Annotated in this window: 20 protein-coding genes; 19 read left to right on the top strand and 1 reads right to left on the bottom strand. The window is 44.0% G+C overall.

Translation table 11 applies throughout. The annotated features are described in order from the left end of the window. Positions 1-157 precede the first annotated feature (157 nt). The 7 genes from rlmN (at position 158) to spoVM (ending at position 6,557) form a co-directional block, all read left to right on the top strand. On the top strand, positions 158-1,249 hold the full coding sequence (rlmN, locus tag M3204_RS14640; protein ID WP_251483046.1) for a 23S rRNA (adenine(2503)-C(2))-methyltransferase RlmN: 1,092 nt from the start codon (positions 158-160) through the stop codon (positions 1,247-1,249). A gap of 4 nt (positions 1,250-1,253) precedes the next feature. Beyond that, positions 1,254-2,006 carry a Stp1/IreP family PP2C-type Ser/Thr phosphatase gene (locus M3204_RS14635; protein ID WP_251483242.1) on the top strand — a complete coding sequence of 251 codons (753 nt, stop codon included), beginning with the start codon at positions 1,254-1,256 and terminating at the stop codon, positions 2,004-2,006. A 5-nt stretch (positions 2,007-2,011) separates the two neighbouring features. Then, the gene (pknB, locus tag M3204_RS14630) at positions 2,012-3,952 is read left to right on the top strand and encodes a Stk1 family PASTA domain-containing Ser/Thr kinase (protein ID WP_251483044.1); all 1,941 of its coding nucleotides are present in this window, start codon (positions 2,012-2,014) and stop codon (positions 3,950-3,952) included. A gap of 30 nt (positions 3,953-3,982) precedes the next feature. Beyond that, positions 3,983-4,864, top strand: a complete 882-nt coding sequence (gene rsgA, locus M3204_RS14625) for a ribosome small subunit-dependent GTPase A (protein ID WP_251483042.1) — start codon at positions 3,983-3,985, stop codon at positions 4,862-4,864. Between the two features lie 3 nt (positions 4,865-4,867). Next, complete coding sequence (rpe, locus tag M3204_RS14620; RefSeq protein ID WP_251483040.1) at positions 4,868-5,509, top strand: ribulose-phosphate 3-epimerase; 642 nt, start codon at positions 4,868-4,870, stop codon at positions 5,507-5,509. A gap of 130 nt (positions 5,510-5,639) precedes the next feature. After that, on the top strand, positions 5,640-6,287 hold the full coding sequence (locus M3204_RS14615) for a thiamine diphosphokinase (protein WP_251483038.1): 648 nt from the start codon (positions 5,640-5,642) through the stop codon (positions 6,285-6,287). A gap of 189 nt (positions 6,288-6,476) precedes the next feature. Then, complete coding sequence (spoVM, locus tag M3204_RS14610; protein WP_144475002.1) at positions 6,477-6,557, top strand: stage V sporulation protein SpoVM; 81 nt, start codon at positions 6,477-6,479, stop codon at positions 6,555-6,557. A gap of 224 nt (positions 6,558-6,781) precedes the next feature. Here spoVM and rpmB read toward each other — a convergent pair whose 3' ends face one another. Beyond that, positions 6,782-6,970: a 50S ribosomal protein L28 gene (gene rpmB, locus M3204_RS14605; protein WP_213366849.1), complete on the bottom strand. Its 189-nt coding sequence runs from the start codon at positions 6,968-6,970 to the stop codon at positions 6,782-6,784. Positions 6,971-7,264: 294 nt separating this feature from the next. On the opposite strand from rpmB, the gene M3204_RS14600 reads away from it, so the two are divergent. From M3204_RS14600 to smc, 12 genes are all read left to right on the top strand, one after another. Further along, a complete protein-coding gene (locus M3204_RS14600; RefSeq protein ID WP_041965977.1) occupies positions 7,265-7,627 on the top strand; it encodes an Asp23/Gls24 family envelope stress response protein in 363 nt (120 codons plus the stop codon). A 15-nt stretch (positions 7,628-7,642) separates the two neighbouring features. Then, positions 7,643-9,313, top strand: a complete 1,671-nt coding sequence (locus tag M3204_RS14595; RefSeq protein ID WP_251483036.1) for a DAK2 domain-containing protein — start codon at positions 7,643-7,645, stop codon at positions 9,311-9,313. 165 nt (positions 9,314-9,478) lie between these two features. Beyond that, positions 9,479-10,141: an L-serine ammonia-lyase, iron-sulfur-dependent subunit beta gene (gene sdaAB / locus M3204_RS14590; protein WP_251483035.1), complete on the top strand. Its 663-nt coding sequence runs from the start codon at positions 9,479-9,481 to the stop codon at positions 10,139-10,141. 116 nt (positions 10,142-10,257) lie between these two features. Beyond that, positions 10,258-11,145 carry an L-serine ammonia-lyase, iron-sulfur-dependent, subunit alpha gene (gene sdaAA, locus M3204_RS14585; protein ID WP_251483034.1) on the top strand — a complete coding sequence of 296 codons (888 nt, stop codon included), beginning with the start codon at positions 10,258-10,260 and terminating at the stop codon, positions 11,143-11,145. Further along, positions 11,138-13,186, top strand: a complete 2,049-nt coding sequence (gene recG / locus M3204_RS14580) for an ATP-dependent DNA helicase RecG (protein ID WP_251483241.1) — start codon at positions 11,138-11,140, stop codon at positions 13,184-13,186. The genes sdaAA and recG overlap by 8 nt, the downstream gene beginning before the upstream one ends. Positions 13,187-13,372: 186 nt before the next feature. Beyond that, on the top strand, positions 13,373-13,942 hold the full coding sequence (gene fapR, locus M3204_RS14575; protein ID WP_251483033.1) for a transcription factor FapR: 570 nt from the start codon (positions 13,373-13,375) through the stop codon (positions 13,940-13,942). A 12-nt stretch (positions 13,943-13,954) separates the two neighbouring features. Continuing rightward, a complete protein-coding gene (plsX, locus tag M3204_RS14570) occupies positions 13,955-14,953 on the top strand; it encodes a phosphate acyltransferase PlsX (protein WP_251483032.1) in 999 nt (332 codons plus the stop codon). Between the two features lie 72 nt (positions 14,954-15,025). Then, a complete protein-coding gene (gene fabD, locus M3204_RS14565; RefSeq protein ID WP_251483031.1) occupies positions 15,026-15,973 on the top strand; it encodes an ACP S-malonyltransferase in 948 nt (315 codons plus the stop codon). Continuing rightward, complete coding sequence (gene fabG, locus M3204_RS14560; protein WP_251483030.1) at positions 15,970-16,713, top strand: 3-oxoacyl-[acyl-carrier-protein] reductase; 744 nt, start codon at positions 15,970-15,972, stop codon at positions 16,711-16,713. The genes fabD and fabG overlap by 4 nt, the downstream gene beginning before the upstream one ends. A gap of 96 nt (positions 16,714-16,809) precedes the next feature. Beyond that, positions 16,810-17,043, top strand: coding sequence for an acyl carrier protein (locus tag M3204_RS14555; RefSeq protein WP_251483029.1), 234 nt, complete (start codon positions 16,810-16,812; stop codon positions 17,041-17,043). A gap of 382 nt (positions 17,044-17,425) precedes the next feature. Continuing rightward, on the top strand, positions 17,426-18,193 hold the full coding sequence (gene rnc, locus M3204_RS14550) for a ribonuclease III (RefSeq protein WP_251483028.1): 768 nt from the start codon (positions 17,426-17,428) through the stop codon (positions 18,191-18,193). 71 nt (positions 18,194-18,264) lie between these two features. Beyond that, positions 18,265-21,831: a chromosome segregation protein SMC gene (gene smc / locus M3204_RS14545; protein ID WP_251483027.1), complete on the top strand. Its 3,567-nt coding sequence runs from the start codon at positions 18,265-18,267 to the stop codon at positions 21,829-21,831. Positions 21,832-21,835 lie beyond the last annotated feature (4 nt).

Below are 21,835 nucleotides of genomic sequence, written 5' to 3'. Positions count from 1 at the left end.
TTGTTGTTTTTACAACTATTTTTAATTTCCAGTCTTGATTCAGAAACCTCCTCGAAAAGAGGACGGAATCAAATGGACTGCAGGATTAGAACTTGGTTCGAAAAGAGCAGCCTATACGGAAACAGCAATAAGGAAAGGGAAAGAAGGTGGAGTAACCATGGAACATGAAAAAACAACGAGAAATACAGCAGCCGAGGATACTGAGAAGAAGTCCATTTATTCACTTCAGCTTGATGAATTGAAGAACTGGCTGAAGGAACAGGACGAAAAACCATTTAGGGCTGAACAAATTTTTGACTGGCTTTATAAAAAAAGAGCTGCATCCTTCGAGGACATGTCAAACCTGTCGAAGCCTCTAAGGGACAAGCTTAACGAGTATTTTGTGCTTACTACCTTAAATACAATTATCCAGCAGACATCTTCAGATGGAACCATAAAATTCTTATTTGAATTGCATGACGGTGTTTCAATTGAAACAGTGTTGATGAGGCATGAATATGGTAATTCGGTTTGTGTTACGACGCAGGTTGGCTGCCGGATTGGATGTACATTCTGTGCTTCGACACTTGGCGGTTTAAAAAGAAACCTGGAAGCAGGAGAAATCGTTGCCCAGGTCGTAAAAGTACAACAGGCACTTGATGAAACGGATGAAAGGGTAAGTTCGATTGTTATCATGGGAATCGGCGAGCCATTCGATAATTATGACAATATGCTTTCATTCCTGAAAATCGTCAATCACGAAAAGGGATTGAATATCGGTGCGCGCCATATCACCGTTTCAACCAGCGGGATCATTCCGAAAATTTATCAATTTGCCGATGAAAATATGCAAATCAACTTTGCGATTTCGCTGCACGCGCCAAATTCAGAACTCCGAAGCAGGCTGATGCCGATCAACCGTGCTTATAAGCTTCCCGATCTCATGGATGCGGTTCGCTATTACGTCAATAAAACAGGACGAAGAATCAGCTTTGAATATGGATTGTTCGGCGGCGTCAATGATCAGGTTGAGCATGCTGAGGAACTTGCTAAGCTTGTAAAAGGGCTGAAGTGCCACATTAATTTGATTCCAGTAAACTATGTGCCTGAACGAGATTACGTAAGGACACCAAAGAGCCAGATCTTCCAGTTCGAACGCACGCTTCGCGACAGGGGTGTGAATGTTACAATAAGAAGAGAACAAGGGCATGACATTGAAGCAGCTTGCGGACAACTTCGGGCGAAAGAAAGAAAAGAAGAGACGAGGTGAAGAGATGAAGGCTGTTTTCATGACAGACAGGGGAAAAGTTCGCCTGCATAATGAAGACAATGGCGGCATCTTTATAAATCCTCACGGGCAGCGCCTTGCCATCGTAGCTGATGGCATGGGCGGCCACCGTGCAGGAGATGTTGCCAGTGATATGACGACCAAGCATTTGAAAGGCCTTTGGGAAGAATCAGCCAAGATACATACTGCGGAAGAAGCGGAAAATTGGCTTAAAGAAGCTGTAGTAGGGGCTAATAAGCAATTATTTCAGCATTCGTTGAATAATACTGAGTGTGAAGGTATGGGGACAACGATTGTGGCCGCTGTTTGCACGAATATTTTTGCGACAGTCGTGAATATAGGTGACAGCCGCTGCTATCTGTTGAATGAATCAGGTTTCAAACAAATGACAGAGGATCATTCACTAGTGAATGAGCTTGTACGTTCAGGTCAAATTTCTAAGGAAGATGCAGAGCATCATCCGCGGAAAAATGTCCTTTTGAGAGCACTGGGTACCGAAGATTCCGTAGAAATGGACTTGAAAACCATTATCTTTGAAGAAGGTGATGCTTTGCTGTTATGTTCAGATGGCCTTTCCAATAAAGTTGGCCAGGATGAAATGGAAAGTATCATTACTAATGCTGAGTTGTCATTGGAAGAAAAGGCAGCAGAATTTATCACAAGGGCCAACCAATACGGCGGCGAAGATAATATTACTCTTGCTATCGTCGAATACCAGGAATTCAACGAGGGCAGGTGAAGAAAATGATTATAGGAAAAAGAATCAGCGGACGCTATAAAATAATGGATATGATTGGCGGCGGAGGAATGGCGAATGTCTACCTTGCCCATGACATGATCCTTGACAGGGATGTCGCGGTCAAAATGCTTCGTCTTGATTTTGCCAATGACGATGAGTTTATCCGCAGATTCCACAGGGAAGCGCAATCCGCTACCAGCCTTGCACATCCGAATATCGTCAGTATATATGATGTCGGAGAAGAGGACGGGCTATACTATATCGTAATGGAATATGTGGATGGACAGACACTTAAACAATACATACAACAGCACGCGCCTGTTCCGGTCGATGAAGCACTGGAAATCATGCAGCAACTGACATCTGCCATTTCACATGCCCATCATAACCATATAGTCCATCGTGATATCAAGCCGCACAATATCTTGATCGACCCCAACGGCACAGTGAAAATAACTGATTTTGGGATTGCGATGGCTTTAAGCGCGACAAGCATTACGCAAACGAATTCTGTGCTTGGTTCTGTTCATTACTTATCCCCTGAACAGGCAAGAGGGGGGATGGCAAACAAGAAATCAGATATTTATTCGATTGGCATCGTCATGTTTGAATTGCTTACGGGCAGGCTGCCATTCTCAGGAGAATCTGCCGTATCAATCGCACTCAAGCATCTGCAATCGGAAACCCCATCTTTAAAAAGGTGGAATCCGCAAATTCCACAAAGCGTGGAAAATATAGTACTTAAGGCGACAGCAAAGGACCCTTTCCATCGCTATGACAATGTCGATGAAATGGAAGAAGATCTCCGAACAGCACTTGATGCCAAACGCCTTAACGAAGAAAAGTTTTTTATTCCTGAAGATGACGAAGCAACTAAAGCGATACCTATCATAACGAATGACAGACCTTTTCATACCCTTGATGAAACGATAATCCGCAAGGAAGCTACTCTTTCCCAGGGGCAGCCAGAAGGTAAGCCTGAGAAAAAGAAGAAAAAGAAATGGCCGATAATCTTAACGATATTATTTTTACTGATTCTAACTGCAGGCATAGTCGCGGTAACCATGGGCCCTGACTTATTCGGTCCTAAAGAAGTTGAAGTACCTGATGTCAGCGGAATGGAAGTTGAAGAAGCGGTGGCAGAACTAATGTCCGCGAATTTTATCATTGGGGACAAAAAAGAAATCAGCGATGAAGAAATCGAGGCAGGAAATGTCATCCGCACGAATCCAAAAGCCGGTAAAATGATCAAAGAAGGCAATGAAATCGATCTATATATCAGTACCGGAAAAGAAGAGATGGAGCTGTCGGATTATAGCGGCAGATTATACGATGACGTTGTACAACTCCTCGAAGGGAAAAATTTCAAGGACATAGAAAAAACAGAAGAGCATGACGATAGTGAGCCAGGTACTATTATTGAGCAGTATCCTCCAGTTGGAGAATCTGTCATCCCTGAAGAAACTGTCCTGGAATTTACCGTAAGTCTTGGTCCAGAACTTATTAAGCTGGAGGATTTGAGCGGGTACACTGAAAAAGCGCTTAATAATTACAAGGCTGCATATGGGCTAGAAATTGAAAGTACTCAGGAATATCACGATACTGTTTCTGAAGGGTTAGTCATTTCTCAAGAACCTGCTCCTGAAACCGAATTGAGAAAAGGCAGCAAAGTAAAAGTTGTTATTTCCAAGGGCCCTGAAAAAATCCCTCCGAAGGTCGTAAAGGAAAGAATCAATATCCTGTATGAACCCGTCGAACCTGGCCAGCCGCAAACCATCCAGATTTTTGTAGATGATTTGGTGCATACGATGTCGGTTCCATATGAAACTTTTGAAATTACAGAAAACAGGGAATATACCATTGAATTTCAGATACCTCCGGGTGAAAAGGCTTCTTATATGGTTATCCGTGATAACAACGTAATCATAAGTGATGAGGTTGAATAGCCGGAAGACTAACAGACAGGGAGTGTTGCTATGCCTGAGGGCAAAATTATCAAGGCACTGAGCGGTTTTTATTATGTTGCTAACAAGGATGGAATCGTACAATGCCGAGGGCGAGGTATATTCCGTAAGAACAAGGTGACTCCACTTGTTGGTGATGAGGTTGTTTTCCAGGCGGAAAATGACACCGAGGGTTATATTCTGGAGGTAAAGGGTCGGAAGAATGAACTTGTCCGGCCTCCTATAGCGAATGTGGATCAGGCAATTCTTGTCTTTTCTGCTGTAGAACCCGACTTTAGTACAGCCTTGCTTGACAGGTTCCTTGTCCTGGTTGAATACAATCGTATCCAGCCAATCATTTGCATTACAAAAATGGATCTAACAAATGAAGTGCAAAAAGTCCGGCTTGAGTCATTCGCGGCAGATTATCGAAATGCAGGTTATGAGGTCATTTTCACATCGTCGGAAACTTCCTCAGGTCTGGAAGAATTAAGTCCGCACATTGAGGGTAAAATTTCCGTTTTTGCCGGTCAGTCGGGAGTAGGCAAGTCCTCGCTTCTGAATGCAATCCGGCCAGATCTGGAACTGAAAACCGACGACATTTCCTCCCACCTCGGACGGGGGAAACATACGACAAGGCATGTTGAATTGATTTCGATTAACAATGGACTCGTTGCGGATACGCCTGGCTTTAGTTCATTGGAGTTTACCGATATTGAGGCCGAAGAGCTGAATTCATGTTTTCCTGATATTTATGAACTCAGCGAGGATTGCAAGTTCAGGGGCTGCCTGCATATGGCTGAGCCTAAATGTGCGGTCAAAGCAGCTGTTGAAGCAGGAACCTTGCCGGAATACAGATATGCGCATTATAAGGACTTTTTATTAGAAATCAAAGATAGAAAGCCGAGGTACTGAATCATGGTTAAAATAGCACCATCAATATTATCTGCAGACTTTGCCCGGCTAGGCGACGAGATCAAGGACGTCGAGCGTGGAGGGGCAGATTATATTCATGTCGATGTAATGGATGGGCATTTTGTGCCAAACATTACGATTGGTCCTCTGATTGTGGAAGCCATCAGGCCTGTTACTCAATTGCCGCTCGATGTCCACTTGATGATAGAAAATCCAGACCAGTACATTGAAGCATTTGCCAAAGCTGGTGCAGATTACATCACTGTCCATGTGGAAGCATGCAGGCACCTGCACAGGACAGTCCAGTTAATTAAATCCACTGGAGTTAAAGCAGGAGTTGTCCTAAACCCGGCGACTCCAGTGGAAAGCCTTAAGCATATCATCGAGGATGTGGATATGGTGCTTCTCATGTCCGTCAATCCGGGTTTTGGCGGGCAAAAGTTCATTCCGTCTGTCCTGCCAAAAATCAGGGAAGTCAGGGAGATGGCAGATGCACTAAATCCAGGCCTTGAAATCGAGATTGACGGCGGAGTGAATGAAGAGACTGCCAGGCTATGCGCAGATGCAGGAGCGACGGTTCTGGTAGCTGGCTCTGCTGTATTCAATAAGGAAGACAGGGCAGCAGCCATTGCCAGCCTAAAATAATCCTTGTAAAAGCCAGCCGGACTACGGCTGGCTTTTCTTAACAACGGCAATACATAGGGGTGAAACAGCCCTTTTACCTTTTCAGGCAGATTGAATTAATGAGGTCATAATCATAGGAGGGTAATTTGCGATGAAAATTAACATGGTAGCGGGTGGCCCATTTAGCCTGATTCCAGACTTCCATCAATTCGACGACGGCCAGGTTGTATGGATTGGGATAGACAGAGGCGTATTCTATTTGCTGAACGCAGGTATAAAACCTTCAATGGCGTTCGGCGATTTTGACTCGGTCACAGACGAAGAGTTGGCGGAAATTGAGAAAGAAGTGGCCGATCTCAAGAAATTCAAACCAGAAAAAGATGAAACAGATATGGAATTGGCTTTGAATTGGGCCATTGAACAGCATCCTGAGTCCATATCAATCTTTGGTGCTACCGGCGGCCGCCTGGACCACTTGATGGCGAACATCCAGCTTTTGCTCAAACCGCTGCAGCAGGGAATTAACATTCCAACTGTAATTATTGATACGAAAAATATTTTATATGTAATGAAACCTGGCACCTATACCGTAAACAAACTTGATGACTTTAAATATATTTCCTTCCTTCCTGCAACTCCATCAGTCTCTGGAATGACACTTAAAAATTTTAAATACCCATTAAAAGACTGTCATATTTCTATGGGATCGACACTATGTATAAGTAATGAACTTATTAGAGGTCATGGTACTTTTTCATTTTCTGAAGGCATATTATTAGTTGTAAGGAGCAAGGACTGAAAGGTCTTAAGCGAAGGCTCTTTTCGTAACCTTAGGTGCTTTTGGCACATAAGTAGAAATCAGCTTCTGATTTTTTACGATTTATCTTTGAAGGTACATTGCGAAAAGGGCAAATTTTGTACATCCCGGAATATAATATAGGGATACAAAAAGAAGACTGGTTTCCGAGAGATGGTGAGGAGGGACGGTATGAGATTCTATACAATCAAACTGCCTAGGTTTTTAGGTGGCCTCGTACGGGCAATGTTGGGTGCATTTAAAAAGGATTAATAAATCAAAAGCAAAAAAACAGGCAGACTGCGTAATGTTTTATAGTTTGAAACTGTTTTGGCACCCTGGAGACAGGGTGCTATTATTTTGTCCTTAATTGGGGCAGAATGAGCTTGAGGCAAAAAACAGCAGACGGTCAAATGAAAATGGCAACAAAAAAAGGCATCCATCTGGATGCCGCGCATGTGTCTGCCTAAACGGCAGATACATGCAATTTTGCTTGATTATACGCGTTCAACTTTACCTGATCTTAGAGCTCTTGTAGATACCCAAACACGCTTAGGCTTTCCGTCTACAAGAATACGTACTTTTTGAAGGTTAGCACCCCATGTACGCTTGTTAGCGTTCATTGCGTGGGAGCGTGCGTTTCCAGAACGAGTTGATTTACCAGTTACTACACATTTACGTGGCATATGATTTCCCTCCTAACTGACAAAAGCTAAAACTATTTTTTTCTGCAATTATTTGCATATCGTCAGAACTGCGAATTTAACAGGATAACCTTATTTCTGACATACTTTAATAATTTATCATACAAATTTGCCATTTGCAATAGTTCTGGCGAAAGCTATAAAGAAAAAAACCTTGACATATAGTTGAGATTCTTGCTGAATAATAAAGGGTAGGGCAGAATAACTTTAAAAATTGATTGGATTATAGTAAAATAACTGTAGCATATAGCTATTTTTCCAAAGGGGGAACGATTCATGTCCATCGAGCTTAAAACGAAGTACGGGCAAATTGATATATCAAATGATGTAATTGCAACGATTGCGGGCGGTGCAGCAGTTGATTGTTACGGTATTGTCGGCATGGCTTCAAAGAATCAGATCAAAGACGGATTAACAGATATTCTGCGAAGGGAAAACTTCACTCGCGGAGTTATCGTTCGCCAGGAAAATGAAGAAGTACATATCGATATGTATATTATTGTGAGCTATGGAACGAAAATTTCCGAGGTTGCACACAATGTCCAATCAAAGGTTAAGTATACCCTTGATAAAACAGTCGGGCTGGCTGTTGACTCGGTCAATATTTACGTTCAAGGAGTTCGTGTAACGAACCCGTAAGAGGAGGAAAGATTTGTGTCTATTAATGTTCTAGACGGAAAACGTTTTGCAGAGATGGTGATACAGGGTGCCAACCATTTGTCGGCGAATGCCAAGTATGTCGACGCGCTGAACGTCTTCCCTGTTCCTGATGGTGATACGGGAACGAATATGAATTTATCAATGACTTCGGGTGCCAAGGAAGTAAAGAGCAATGTACAGGACCATATCGGCAAGGTAGGGTCTGCATTGGCAAAAGGCTTGCTTATGGGGGCGCGCGGAAATTCGGGTGTAATCCTTTCCCAATTGTTCCGCGGATTTGCGAAAGCAATTGAAACTAAGCCAACTGTTAATCCAGTGGAATTTGCCGCCGCGTTGAATGCCGGGGTCGAAACCGCCTATAAAGCAGTTATGAAGCCTGTAGAGGGAACGATTTTAACTGTTGCAAAGGATGCTGCCAAGCATGCTGTTGCTGTCGCGAAAAACCATGAAGACCTGGTAGGCCTTATGGAAGATATCCTAAAAGAAGCTAAGGCATCTTTGAACCGTACGCCTGATCTGCTTCCTGTCTTAAAGGAAGTCGGAGTAGTAGACAGCGGCGGACAAGGGCTTGTATTCGTTTATGAAGGCTTCCTTGCTGAATTGAAGGGAGAAAAGCTTCCTGATTCACCATCGGCTATGCCGAACATGAATGAGCTTGTCAGCGCCGAACACCATAAGAGTGTCCAAAGCCATATGAATACCGAGGACATTGAATTTGGCTATTGTACCGAATTCATGGTAAGGCTTGAAGGCCAAGAAACCTTCTCTGAAGAAAATTTCCGACAAGACTTGAGCAAGTATGGAGATTCTCTGCTGGTCATTTCTGATGAAGAGGTTGTAAAAGTACATATCCACTCTGAGCAGCCGGGTGAGGTTCTGACGTATGGTCAAAAGTATGGCAGCCTCATCAACATGAAGATCGAGAATATGCGCCAACAGCACACAGATATCGTCGGAGAATCGACTACACCTCTTCGTACAGAATCGAACCCGCCTAAGAAAGAAAAACAGGAGTACGGCATTGTCGCTGTTTCGATGGGTTCTGGCATTGCTGAGCTTTTCCGCAGCATTGGTGCTAACGCGGTAATCGAAGGCGGTCAGACGATGAATCCGAGCACAGAGGATATCGTAAAAGCGATCAAGGAAGTCAACGCTCGCAAAGTGATCATCCTGCCTAATAACAAGAATATCATTATGGCTGCTGAACAGGCTGCTGAGGTTGCGGAAGAAGAAGTGGTTGTTATCCCTTCAAAGACTGTACCTCAGGGAATGACCGCATTGCTTTCATTCAACCCATCCGGGGACAGCGCTTCGAATAAAGAAGCAATGACTGAAGCGATGCAGCATGTGAAAACTGGCCAGCTGACATATGCGGTACGCGATACTAGCATTGACGGTCTTGAAATTTCGACAGGCGATTTCATGGGACTTGCCGATGGCAAGATCGTTCTGAAGGATAAGGATAAAGTCAAGGCAGCCAGGGAACTTTTAGGGCAGATGCTTGATGAAGATTCAGAAATCCTGACGATCCTTAAGGGAGAAGACGCATCTGAAGAAGATCTCGACTCTATCGTAGAGTATGTTGAAAGCGAGTTTAAGGATGTTGAAGTCGAGGTTCATAATGGTGAACAGCCGTTATATGCCTTCATATTTGCAATCGAGTAAAGTGAATGAGTTTTCCTGGCATGGATTGATTCTCCTGCTGGACAAATAAAAATATAATATGGTACTAAGAAATAGAAGGGGATAACCCTTCTATTTCGCTATGTATGAATGTTTTTGATTTACGTCAATACAGCTTCCCCTTAATAATAAGAAGGAGTGTGTTTGATGAAATACAAAAGTGTTTTCGATATAATAGGCCCGGTGATGATTGGGCCATCGAGTTCCCATACTGCTGGCGCAGCTAGGATTGGACGTGTTGCGAGAAGTTTATTTGGCAGAGAGCCAAAGTGGGCAACGATTTCATTTTATGGATCCTTCGCAAAGACTTACAAGGGTCATGGTACAGATGTAGCTTTGATTGGAGGCCTGCTTGATTTCGACACTTTTGATGAGCGGATCATCGAGGCAATTGAAATCGCTAAGAAATCGGGAATGAAGATTATGTTCATCGAAGAAGAAGCGATTACAGACCATCCTAACACGGCACGTGTTTTGATAGGTGATGATCAAGGTGAGCTGGAACTCGTCGGCATCTCGATTGGCGGAGGTAAAATTGAGATCATAGAGCTCAATGGTTTTGAACTGAAGCTATCCGGCCATCACCCTGCAATCCTCGTCGTCCATAATGATCGCCATGGTGCAATAGCCGCTGTAACTAACATTCTTGCCCAAGAAAAAATCAACATTGGGCACATGGAAGTTTCCCGCAAGGAAAAAGGGAAAATGGCTATGATGACAATTGAAGTAGACCATAATATTGGGGACGAAATCTTGAAAAAACTTGAGCAGCTGCCGAATGTATTGCAGGTAACAAAAATTGTCGACTAAAATAGTATGTCTCTTTCCGCAGAGCGAGTTATGAATACTATAAAAGATCCTAAAAGCACAGGTCTCTTAAGGGTTGTTTTTGGAAAAGAGCCTGGCAGGATGAGGAGGTCGCTTAGATGTTTCGTAATGTAGCAGAATTAGTCGAGCTTGCGACTAGTAAAAATAAGAAGATTTCCGACCTGATGATTGAACAGGAGGCTGAGGTTACGGGCCGCAGCCGTGAAGATGTACTTGCAATGATGGACCGGAACCTGACTGTGATGGAACAGGCTGTCGAACGCGGGATTAAAGGGGTGAAATCCCATTCAGGATTGACTGGCGGTGACGCAGTCCTCCTGCAAAAATATATCGAAAAAGGCAGCTTTCTTTCAGGAGAAACGATTTTGGATGCTGTCAGCAAAGCGGTGGCGACTAACGAGGTCAACGCTGCGATGGGAACCATTTGCGCAACACCGACAGCAGGATCTGCCGGAGTGGTACCGGGGACATTATTCGCTGTAAAAAGCAAATTGAATCCGACCCGGGAACAGATGGTTTCATTTCTGTTTACTGCAGGAGCCTTTGGATTCGTGGTCGCTAATAATGCTTCGATTTCAGGCGCGGCTGGTGGATGTCAGGCGGAAGTAGGCTCAGCATCCGGCATGGCAGCAGCAGCAATCGTCGAATTGGCCGGCGGTACTCCGGCACAATGCGCCGAAGCGATGGCGATCACACTCAAAAACATGCTAGGACTAGTATGCGATCCAGTTGCTGGCCTTGTAGAGGTTCCTTGTGTAAAAAGGAATGCTATGGGAGCTGCCAATGCAATGGTAGCAGCTGATATGGCATTGGCGGGGATCACCAGCAGGATTCCTTGTGATGAAGTCATTGACGCAATGTACAAAATTGGCCAATCGATGCCATCTGCACTTAGAGAAACTGGACAGGGAGGGTTAGCGGCAACACCGACAGGCCGTGAGCTTGAGGCCAAAATTTTCGGTATACCGCTTGATAAACGTGAATGACATCCTAAAACAATCCGTTACCGATGTTAAAGGTATCGGCGATGAAATGGCGGAAACACTCGCAGACATGAGCATCAGGTCTGTAGGTGATTTGCTGGAGTATTTCCCATACCGTTATGAAGATTACCGTCTTAAGGATTTGGCTGAGGTTAAGCATGACGAAAAGGTAACGGTCGAGGGGAAGGTTCACAGCGAACCTTCTCTTGTCTATTATGGGCGTAAAAAGAACCGTCTTACCGTCCGTCTTCTGGTAGGCAGGTACTTAATCATTGCGACATTCTTTAACCAGCCATACTTAAAACAAAAAATATCAGTTGGCGAAACCATAACTGTCACTGGAAAATGGGATCAGCACCGCCAGACAATAACCGCAAACCAAATGTCTTCGGGTGAGCATGCAAAAAGCCAGGATTTCGAACCTGTGTATGCGGTAAAAGGAAAAATGACCGTGAAAACGATCAGAAGGCTCATTAAGCTTGGGTTTTCCCAATTCGGCCATGAAATAGAAGAAATCCTGCCCGCGGAACTTCTCCAAAAATATAAACTGCTGAGCCGCCGGGATGCATTGAGAATCATGCATTTCCCTTCCGGTGCAGATGAAATGAAACAGGCGCGAAGAAGGTTTGTCTACGAAGAGTTTCTGTTGTTCCAGCTTAAAATGCAATCATTAAGAAAAATAGAGCGTGAGCAGACACCAGGGATAGAAGTTTCATATCAATTGGACAAGCTGAAAGGATTTATCAGCGGACTTCCGTTTCCGCTGACAGGAGCGCAAAAACGCGTTGTTAACGAAATATTAGGAGACATGAAATCTCCTTACCGGATGAATCGCTTGCTTCAAGGGGATGTAGGGTCAGGGAAAACGGTTGTAGCGGCAATAGCCCTGTTTGCAGTAAAAACGGCTGGCTACCAGGGAGCATTGATGGTTCCTACAGAAATACTTGCAGAACAGCATTCCCTATCCTTGACACAGCTTCTTGAACCATTCGGGGTTAAGACGGCACTGTTAACTAGTTCCGTGAAAGGAAAGCGAAGGAGACAGATCCTCGAACTATTAAAACAGGGGGAAATCCACGTCCTGATCGGCACGCATGCCCTTATTCAGGATGAAGTTGATTTCGACAATCTGGGTCTTGTTATTACTGATGAACAACACCGTTTTGGCGTTGAACAAAGGCGTGTACTAAGGGAGAAGGGCGAAAGTCCCGATGTTTTGTTCATGACGGCTACACCTATCCCGCGTACACTTGCAATCACTGTATTTGGTGAAATGGACGTGTCTGTAATCGATGAAATGCCTGCAGGCAGGAAGACGATCGAAACTTATTGGGCGAAGCATGAAATGCTCGACAGGGTCCTTTCCTTCATGGAAAAAGAACTTTCGAAGGGCAGGCAGGCCTATGTGATTTGCCCGTTAATTGAAGAATCAGATAAGCTTGACGTCCAGAATGCCATTGATGTCCACAGTTCTTTGAGCGTTTATTTTCAGAATCGCTACAAGATAGGTCTCATGCATGGCCGCCTTCATTCAGAGGAAAAAGATCAGGTGATGAAGGCATTTAGCGAAAATGAGGTTCAGGTACTTGTCTCCACTACAGTCGTTGAGGTTGGCGTAAATGTTCCGAACGCGACTGTCATGCTTATATACGATGCAGAAAGGTTTGGGCTTGCTCAGCTTCATCAGCTTAGAGGCCGGGTGGGAAGAGGAAGCGACCAATCTTACTGTATTCTGCTTGCCGACCCGAAAAGCGAGGTTGGAAAGGAACGGATGAAAATCATGTCCGAAACGAACGATGGATTTGTGTTGAGTGAAAAGGACCTTGAGCTTCGCGGACCAGGGGATTTCTTTGGGAAAAAACAAAGCGGTCTGCCTGAATTCAAGGTAGCGGATATGGTTCATGACTATCGCGCACTGGAAACTGCAAGAAATGACGCTTCCTTACTAGTCCAGTCTGCGGCATTTTGGCAAGGAGAGAAATATAGATCTCTGCGTGACTATTTGCGTGAAACCGGCGCGCTTGCCAGCGAAAAGCTTGATTGATTTTCCTGATTCCGTTAGGTTTTTTTTGGGAGAATCATAGAATGCAGAAGAGCAGATTCATTTGAGGATCTGCTTTCTTCGTTTTTATAAGAAGCAACCTTATTATATTTCTTCTTGCAATCTTTTTTCATTGTATATATACTACTATTAGTACCTAGTCTTAATAGCTCGGGCGGTGTTTGATTTATGAAACGCAATAAAAAAGAACGACAGTCCATGTTGACTGAAACGATAAAAGAAAATCCATTTATTACCGACGAAGAATTGGCTGATAAATTTGCAGTCAGTATCCAGACGATCAGGCTGGACAGACTTGAATTATCGATTCCTGAATTAAGGGAAAGAATAAAGAACGTTGCCGAAAAACGTTTTGAAGATGAAGTCCGTTCGTTGCCGCTTGAAGAAGTTATTGGAGAAATTATTGATATTGAATTAGATAAAAGTGCGATTTCGCTACTTGATATAAAAAGTGAACATGTTTTTAAACGCAATAAAATAGCGCGGGGACACCACTTATTCGCACAGGCGAATTCCCTTGCGGTGGCAGTCATTAACGATGAATTGGCTCTTACCGCCAAAGCGAATATCCAGTTTACCAGATCGGTAAAAGAGGGTGAAAGGGTTATTGCCAAAGCTCGAGTCATCCATATTGACAGCGACAATGGCCGGACGCTTGTTGAAGTCATGAGCTATGTGAACAGTGAGCTCGTCTTTAAGGGTGACTTCGAAATGTACCGATCAAAAAATGAAAAGTAAGGGATGAAAAAAATGAGGCTTGCAGTAGATGCAATGGGCGGAGACAATGCACCTAAAGAAATCGTGCTCGGAGCAATGAAAGCTATTGAAAAATATGATGACATACATATCGTCCTTGTAGGGGATGAGAAAAAAATCAGGGAGCATCTGACGAGTGAAGATCGGATAGAGATTCTTCACACTGAAGAAGTGATCCTTGCTACCGATGAACCTGTAAGGGCAGTGCGGAGAAAGAAGACAGCTTCAATGGTGCTTGCTGCTCAGCAGGTTGCCGATGGACACGCTGATGCGTGCATATCTGCTGGTAATACTGGAGCATTGATGGCGGCAGGGCTGTTTGTTGTTGGCCGTATTGAAGGGATTGAACGACCTGCACTCGCACCAACACTGCCGACGATCGGCGGCGAAGGCTTTCTGCTTTTAGATGTAGGAGCTAACGCAGATGCTAAGCCTGAACATCTCGTCCAATACGCGATTATGGGATCGATATACAGCGAGAAGGCAAGAGGCATCTCACGTCCGCGTGTAGGATTGCTGAATATCGGCACAGAAGAAAAAAAAGGCAATGAACTAGTCAGAAATACGTACGATTTGCTGAAAGACGCAGATATCAATTTCATCGGAAATGTAGAATCAAGGGATTTGCTAGAGGGAGCAGCAGATGTTGTCGTAGCCGACGGCTTTACCGGAAATATGGTTCTGAAGACAATTGAAGGTACGGCAATGTCAGTATTTAAAATGCTGAAAACAGCACTTACTTCCAGCTTCAAAAGCAAGATGGCTGCAGCTGTGCTGAAACCTGACCTCACTGTACTAAAAAGTAAAATGGATTATACAGAATATGGCGGTGCGGGATTGTTTGGCCTAAAGGCTCCAGTCATCAAAGCACACGGTTCATCTGACGCCAACGCAATATTCAATTCGATCCGCCAGGCAAGGGAAATGGTAGAAAAAGATGTTTCCGGAACAATAAAAACAGCAGTTGAGAAAAGAGAAGGCGTACAACTATAGCTCTTTCGAAACTGATTTATTACTAAGAGAAACCGGCTTTATATAAAAAAACGAGTTAAAGGGGAATCTTTCATGGGGAAAATTGCGTTTTTGTTTCCTGGGCAGGGGTCACAGTCAGCAGGGATGGGACAAGCTCTTGCTGCTGACGACCAGTCAGTCTCTGAAACTTTTAAAAAAGCTGATGAGGTTCTAGGAGAAAGCTTAAGCAGCCTGATTTTCGAAGGCCCACAGGATATACTTACGCTTACTACGAATGCTCAGCCAGCATTGCTGACAACAAGCATGGCAATCCTGAATTATTTCAGCCGGTTTGGAATAAGACCAGATTTTACTGCTGGCCACAGCCTGGGTGAATATACTGCTCTAGTTGCTGCAGGATCCATTTCGTTTGAGGATGCTGTATATGCTGTCCGCAAACGCGGAGAGCTCATGGAAGAGGCTGTCCCTAATGGAGAAGGGACGATGGCTGCTGTTCTGGGGATGGACCGCGATAAGCTGATGGATGTAACAGAGACAGTTTCAGCAGAAGGAAATCCTGTTCAGTTAGCTAATCTTAATTGTCCTGGACAAATCGTTATTTCGGGTTCGAAAAAAGGAGTGGAGGAAGCTTCAATAAAAGCAAAGGAAGCTGGCGCGAAAAGGGTTATCCCGCTTGATGTCAGCGGTCCGTTCCATTCCTCGCTGATGAAGCCGGCAGCTGAGAGGTTCGAAGCTGTACTTGACAGCATTTCGCTGATGGATGCAGCAGTACCGGTAATCGGCAATGTAACAGCAGAACCGATGAAAGATGCAGCCGAAATCAAAAACAGGCTGATAGAGCAGCTTTATTCTCCAGTTTTATGGGAGGATTCAGTCGCTAAAATGCTTGAGCTTGGCGTAGATACATTCATAGAAATCGGTCCAGGAAAAGTCCTTTCGGGGCTGGTAAAAAAAGTCGATCGCTCAGCAAGGACATTCGCAATCTATGATGCAGAAACTTGTGAAGCAGCAGTTGCAGCATTAAAGGAGGAGAAGGAATGAGACTAGAAGGAAAAGTGGCGCTCGTAACAGGTGCCTCCCGAGGAATCGGCCGTGAAATCGCATTTGAACTCGCCAGGGAAGGTGCTTCAGTGGCGGTCAATTATGCAGGAAGCGAAGCAAAAGCACTGGAATTGGTTGATGAGATAAAAGCGATGGGCCGAGATGCTTTTGCCATACAGGCTGATGTCTCAAACTCAGACTCTGTCACTGATATGGTTAAAGAAACTGTGGAACGGTTCGGTAAACTAGACATACTTGTCAATAATGCGGGTATAACAAAGGATAATCTATTGATGAGGATGAAAGAATCCGAATGGGATGATGTTATCAATATCAACCTTAAAGGTGTTTTCCTTTGTACAAAGGCTGTGACAAGGCAGATGATGAAGCAGCGCAGCGGAAGAATCGTCAATATCTCTTCAATCGTAGGAGTAAGCGGAAACGCAGGACAGGCAAACTATGTCGCGGCAAAATCAGGAGTGATCGGACTTACTAAGACGGCAGCGAAGGAGCTTTCCTCCAGAGGAATCACAGTGAATGCCATTGCGCCAGGCTTTATCACCACAGATATGACAGATAAATTGAATGAGGAAGTTAAAGCGGAAATGCTGAAGCAAATCCCGCTTGCGCGCTTCGGGGACCCTAAAGATATCGCCAGGACTGTGGTCTTCCTTGCATCTGAGGACAGCAGTTATATGACTGGGCAAACTCTTCATGTAGATGGCGGAATGGTAATGTAGTTTATGGTGAAAACCATAAAGTTCACGAAATAAGCAGTCAGCCATTTATTAATTAAGAGAAATCATCTATAATTGCTTGAGGGGAGGTGAACGAGCATGGCAGATGTTTTAGAACGTGTAACAAAAATCATTGTTGACCGTTTGGGAGTAGATGAATCTCAAGTAACTTTGGAAGCATCTTTTAAAGATGACCTTGGTGCTGATTCCCTTGATGTTGTTGAATTGGTAATGGAATTGGAAGACGAGTTCAACATGGAAATTTCTGATGATGATGCTGAAAAAATCGCTTCAGTTGGTGACGCTGTGAATTACATAAATAGCCAAGTATAACTGTTGGATTTTCTGAGAAGCTCCGTTTTTAATAAAACGGGGCTTTCTTCTGTAAAAAATACTGCCTGGATTTGGACCGCTTCAAGTAATCTCCTGGAATTATTGAAGTTTTTTTGCTTTATAGGCGTTTTTTTTTGTAAACTGTTAGTAGTCTGTTAAAAAGGATACTTTGAAAAGATGTTTTGATTCAGACTTTATAGACCCTATTGATAAGAGCAAACATGAAAAATGACTCTATATGGTTAAACAGCAAACTATGCGAAGGCTTTGCTAAAAGGCATTGATGATTTTGCAGCTCTGATTATTGGAGCGAAAATCAACATTGGAGTTTAATGAGGCTTAACCGATAAAGCTGTAAATTTTGAGCAAGGTGGAATATAGCATGCGCAACAATGGAAGAGAAAGAGAAAAAAAGAATATCCGCGCAAAGGAAAATAAATTCAAAGAATTCCAGGACAGGATTGGTATTCATTTTGAAAGTGAAAGGCTGTTAAAACAAGCCTTTACACATTCATCATATGTGAATGAGCATCGCAGGAAGCCTCACGAAGATAATGAGAGGCTTGAGTTTTTAGGAGACGCTGTATTGGAGCTGACTGTATCACAATTCTTATTTAAGAAATATCCGATGATGAGCGAAGGAGAGCTGACGAAGCTTCGGGCTGCTGTAGTTTGTGAGCCATCCCTTGTTGCATTCGCCAACGAATTGACTTTTGGCGAGCTAGTATTGCTCGGCAAGGGAGAAGAAATGACAGGCGGCCGTACAAGGCCTGCTCTGCTGGCAGATGTTTTTGAGGCATTCATCGGTGCTTTGTATCTTGATAAGGGGATTGAAACAGTCACTACTTTTCTTGAAGAAATTGTGTTTCCGAAGATTAATGCCGGTGCTTTTTCTCATGTGATGGATTTTAAAAGCCAGCTTCAGGAGCTTGTTCAACGGGATGGCGCTGGTTCTCTTGAATACCGGATCCTAAAGGAAATTGGTCCGGCGCATAGCCGGGAATTTGAATCCAGAGTTTATTTAAACGGGGAAGAGCTTGGGACAGGAATGGGACGTTCCAAGAAAGAAGCAGAGCAGCACGCTGCACAGATGGCCCTTGAAAAGTTGAAATCTCACATGGAAGCTGTGGCGGAACAGGAAAATAAGTAAGCAAGTTCAATTGGTTCCGGTTTACAACCATAACACCTTAGAAAAAGTATAACTGGAAAGGGAGAGCAATATTGTTTTTAAAACGATTAGATGTGGTCGGCTTTAAATCCTTTGCAGAGAGGATTTCTGTAGAATTTGTTCCTGGTGTGACCGCAGTTGTCGGGCCCAATGGAAGCGGAAAAAGCAATATTACGGATTCCATCCGCTGGGTCTTGGGGGAACAATCCGCCAAATCGCTGCGAGGAGCGAAAATGGAGGATATCATTTTTGCGGGCAGCGACTCGAGAAAGCCTCTGAATTTTGCGGAGGTAACACTCACGCTTGATAATGAAGACCAGTCATTGCCGCTTGATTACAATGAAGTTAGCGTAACAAGGCGTGTCTACCGTTCTGGTGACAGTGAATATTTAATAAATAAGCAGAATTGCAGGCTGAAGGATATAGTCGATTTATTCATGGATTCTGGACTTGGCCGTGAAGCATTTTCGATCATCAGCCAGGGCAGGGTTGAAGAAATCCTTAACAGCAAGCCAGAAGACCGCAGGACGATTTTCGAAGAAGCTGCAGGCGTGTTAAAGTATAAATCGCGCAAGAAGAAAGCGGAAAGCAAGCTTTTCGAAACCCAGGAGAACTTGAACAGGGTCACGGATATCATCCATGAGCTGGAGGTCCAGGTTGAACCTTTAAAAATCCAGGCTTCAATCGCAAAGGACTATCTTCAGCAGAAGGAAGAGCTGGAAAAAATTGAAGTAGCCCTGACTGCATATGAAATAGAGGATCTGCATGGACGCTGGGAACAGCTTTCCAAACAGCTGGATCAACATAAAGAAGATGAAATTAAGCAATCAGCTATCCTTCAGAAAAAAGAAGCAGAAATTGAAAAAATGCGAGACCAGCTTACGGCCCTTGATGAATCAGTAAGTGATCTCCAAAATGTTTTGCTGCATGCCAGTGAGGAACTCGAAAAACTCGAAGGCAGAAGAGAGGTTCTGAAGGAGCGTAAGAAGAATGCATCCCAGAATAAGGGGCAGCTTGAGAAAAATATCGAGGAGCTTACCTTATCAATCATTCAGCTTGAAAAGCAGAAGGACGAATATGAAAAGACTGCCGCAACGCTAGCAAGTGAGGCTGCTGGTCTTCAAAAAGAGCTACAAGAAAAACAGGAACAGATGAAGCTGTACAGCGAGGATGTTGAACTTAAGATTGATTCAATCAAGAGTGATTACATTGAGGTGCTGAATCAGCAGGCAGGCGCCAAAAATGAAAAAAATTATATCGAGCAGCAGCTCCAACAGCAACTTGCGAAAGTTTCAAGACTCGATCATGAAAATGACCGTTACGTGTCTGTTCGAGATGAGATCAACGAAAAAAAAGCAGAAATCGAGAATAAGGTTGCTGCATCACAGAATGAGCTTGAGGAACAGACTAGGCTCTATTTTGCCGAACAGAAAAAACTTGAATCGTTAAAAAACAACTATCAAAAACAAGAAACAACACTCTATCAAGCTTACCAGTTTCTGCAGCAGGCTAAATCAAAGAAAGAAATGCTTGAGGAGATGGAAGAGGATTATTCAGGGTTTTTCCAAGGCGTAAAAGAGGTTTTGAAAGCCAGGGATGGCCGCCTCGAAGGAATCGAAGGGGCAATTGCAGAGCTTATCTCCGTGCCTAAACAATATGAAACTGCTATTGAAACCGCTCTTGGCGGCGCGATGCAGCATATTGTCGTCCAAACCGAAGAGAATGCGAGAGCCGCAATACAGTTTCTTAAGCAAAAATCTTTGGGCAGGGCAACCTTCCTTCCACTAAGCATTATAAAAGGGAAATACCTGGCTTCTTCACAGCTTGTCTTGCTTTCAGGCCATGGTTCGTTTATCGGCACAGCTGCAGATTTGATTCAATTTGATCAAAAGTACGCTGATGTCGTAAAAAGCTTACTTGGCAATATAGTCGTGGCCAGGGATCTGAAAGGTGCGAACGAAATTGCGAGAATCCTCCAATATCGCAGCAGGATTGTAACTCTTGAAGGGGATGTCGTCAATTCTGGAGGGTCGATGACTGGTGGTGCAGTGAAGCAAAAATCTTCCTCGCTGCTAAGTCGTAAGGGAGAGCTCGAGGATTTGACCAAAAAGCTTGCTGAGATGGAAGAAAAAACAGGCTTGCTTGAAACCCGGGTGAAATCATTGAAAGCAGACGTGCAAGCGACAGAAACAAAGCTTGAGGTCTTGCGTAAAAAAGGTGAGGATCTCCGTCTGAATCAGCAAACGTTAAAAGGTGATTTGCGAGAAGTAGAGATCGAGCAGAAAAACATTAATGAGCGTTTGTCAGTATATGATTCTGAAAAGACCCAGCTGGATTCCGATAAAGAAAAACTAAAAGCAAGGTTGCAGGATCTAACTGGTTTGCTAGTCAAGTACCAGGAGGACCTAGTGGAATTTGACAAGGAAATAACCCGGCTGACTGAGCTGAAAAACTCGAATTCTACCTCAAAGGACACCCTGGTTTCCGGAATCAGCGATTTAAAAATCAATCTCGCAGCCAAAAAGGAACAGCACTCCAACGCGAAGGAAAAATTGGATTCAGCAATTATTCAGGCAGACGAACAGTCTAAGAAGCTGGAAGTCCTGAAAGAAGATTTGTCACTTCTTTCATCTGAAATGACGGACAGTTCTTCTGGGGAAATGCAGCTGGAAGAAGCAGCGAAAAGAAAGCTGCAGGATAAAAATGAGACTCTTAACCTGATTTCTTCAAGAAGGGAAGAGCGCCTCCAGCTCCAGAACAAGCTAGAGGACCAGGAGCTGGAATCAAAGGAATTAAGAAGACTACTTAAAGGTGTCAATGAAGTCCTCAAGGATGAAGAGGTGAAGCTTAACAGGCTCGATGTCGAACTAGACAATAAGCTTGCTCATCTTCGAGAGGAATACTTGCTATCCTATGAAGCAGCAAAAGAGCAATACCCGCTGACAATTCCAGCGGATGAAGCAAGAAGAAAGGTAAAGCTGATTAAACTCGCTATCGAAGAACTTGGGACAGTAAACCTTGGAGCGATTGATGAGTATGAGCGCGTATCAGAACGATATGAATTCTTGCTAGAGCAAAAAAACGACCTTCAAGAAGCGAAAGATACCCTTTTCCTAGTAATTGAGGAAATGGATATAGAAATGAAAAAACGTTTTGAACAGACCTTCACAGCGATCCGCTCCCACTTTGAATCAGTATTCCAGGCGCTGTTTGGCGGAGGCAGGGCAGATTTGAAGCTGACACAGCCTGATGACCTGCTGAATACGGGGGTCGAAATTGTCGCTCAGCCACCTGGAAAGAAGCTGCAAAATCTGGGACTGTTGTCTGGTGGTGAGCGTGCGTTGACTGCGATTGCGCTGCTGTTCTCCATCTTGAAGGTCCGCCCTGTGCCATTCTGCATCCTCGATGAAGTAGAAGCGGCCCTGGATGAAGCGAACGTATATCGATTCAGCCAGTATTTGAAAAAATACAGCGCTGAAACACAATTCATCGTGATTACCCACCGCAAAGGTACAATGGAAGAGGCAGATGTCCTTTATGGTGTAACGATGCAGGAATCAGGAGTGTCTAAGCTTGTTTCGGTCCGGCTTGAGGAATCGAAGGAGCTTGTTAAATCGTAATTAG

The organism is Mesobacillus subterraneus, from assembly GCF_023715485.1.
GTDB lineage: Bacteria > Bacillota > Bacilli > Bacillales > Cytobacillaceae > Mesobacillus > Mesobacillus subterraneus_B.
This window is presented reverse-complemented; position numbering and strand designations above follow the sequence as displayed.

Excerpts from the sequence above, each read along its gene's own strand:
- plsX (WP_251483032.1), top strand. The coding sequence starts at position 13,955 with ATGAGGCTTGCAGTAGATGCAATGGGCGGAGACAATGCACCTAAAGAA.
- rpmB (WP_213366849.1), bottom strand. The coding sequence starts at position 6,970 with ATGCCACGTAAATGTGTAGTAACTGGTAAATCAACTCGTTCTGGAAAC.
- M3204_RS14635 (WP_251483242.1), top strand. The coding sequence starts at position 1,254 with ATGAAGGCTGTTTTCATGACAGACAGGGGAAAAGTTCGCCTGCATAAT.
- sdaAA (WP_251483034.1), top strand. The coding sequence starts at position 10,258 with ATGTTTCGTAATGTAGCAGAATTAGTCGAGCTTGCGACTAGTAAAAAT.
- spoVM (WP_144475002.1), top strand. The coding sequence starts at position 6,477 with ATGAGATTCTATACAATCAAACTGCCTAGGTTTTTAGGTGGCCTCGTA.
- fabD (WP_251483031.1), top strand. The coding sequence starts at position 15,026 with ATGGGGAAAATTGCGTTTTTGTTTCCTGGGCAGGGGTCACAGTCAGCA.
- rnc (WP_251483028.1), top strand. The coding sequence starts at position 17,426 with ATGCGCAACAATGGAAGAGAAAGAGAAAAAAAGAATATCCGCGCAAAG.
- sdaAB (WP_251483035.1), top strand. The coding sequence starts at position 9,479 with ATGAAATACAAAAGTGTTTTCGATATAATAGGCCCGGTGATGATTGGG.
- pknB (WP_251483044.1), top strand. The coding sequence starts at position 2,012 with ATGATTATAGGAAAAAGAATCAGCGGACGCTATAAAATAATGGATATG.
- M3204_RS14555 (WP_251483029.1), top strand. The coding sequence starts at position 16,810 with ATGGCAGATGTTTTAGAACGTGTAACAAAAATCATTGTTGACCGTTTG.
- M3204_RS14600 (WP_041965977.1), top strand. The coding sequence starts at position 7,265 with ATGTCCATCGAGCTTAAAACGAAGTACGGGCAAATTGATATATCAAAT.
- fapR (WP_251483033.1), top strand. The coding sequence starts at position 13,373 with ATGAAACGCAATAAAAAAGAACGACAGTCCATGTTGACTGAAACGATA.
- fabG (WP_251483030.1), top strand. The coding sequence starts at position 15,970 with ATGAGACTAGAAGGAAAAGTGGCGCTCGTAACAGGTGCCTCCCGAGGA.
- rsgA (WP_251483042.1), top strand. The coding sequence starts at position 3,983 with ATGCCTGAGGGCAAAATTATCAAGGCACTGAGCGGTTTTTATTATGTT.
- rlmN (WP_251483046.1), top strand. The coding sequence starts at position 158 with ATGGAACATGAAAAAACAACGAGAAATACAGCAGCCGAGGATACTGAG.
- rpe (WP_251483040.1), top strand. The coding sequence starts at position 4,868 with ATGGTTAAAATAGCACCATCAATATTATCTGCAGACTTTGCCCGGCTA.
- M3204_RS14615 (WP_251483038.1), top strand. The coding sequence starts at position 5,640 with ATGAAAATTAACATGGTAGCGGGTGGCCCATTTAGCCTGATTCCAGAC.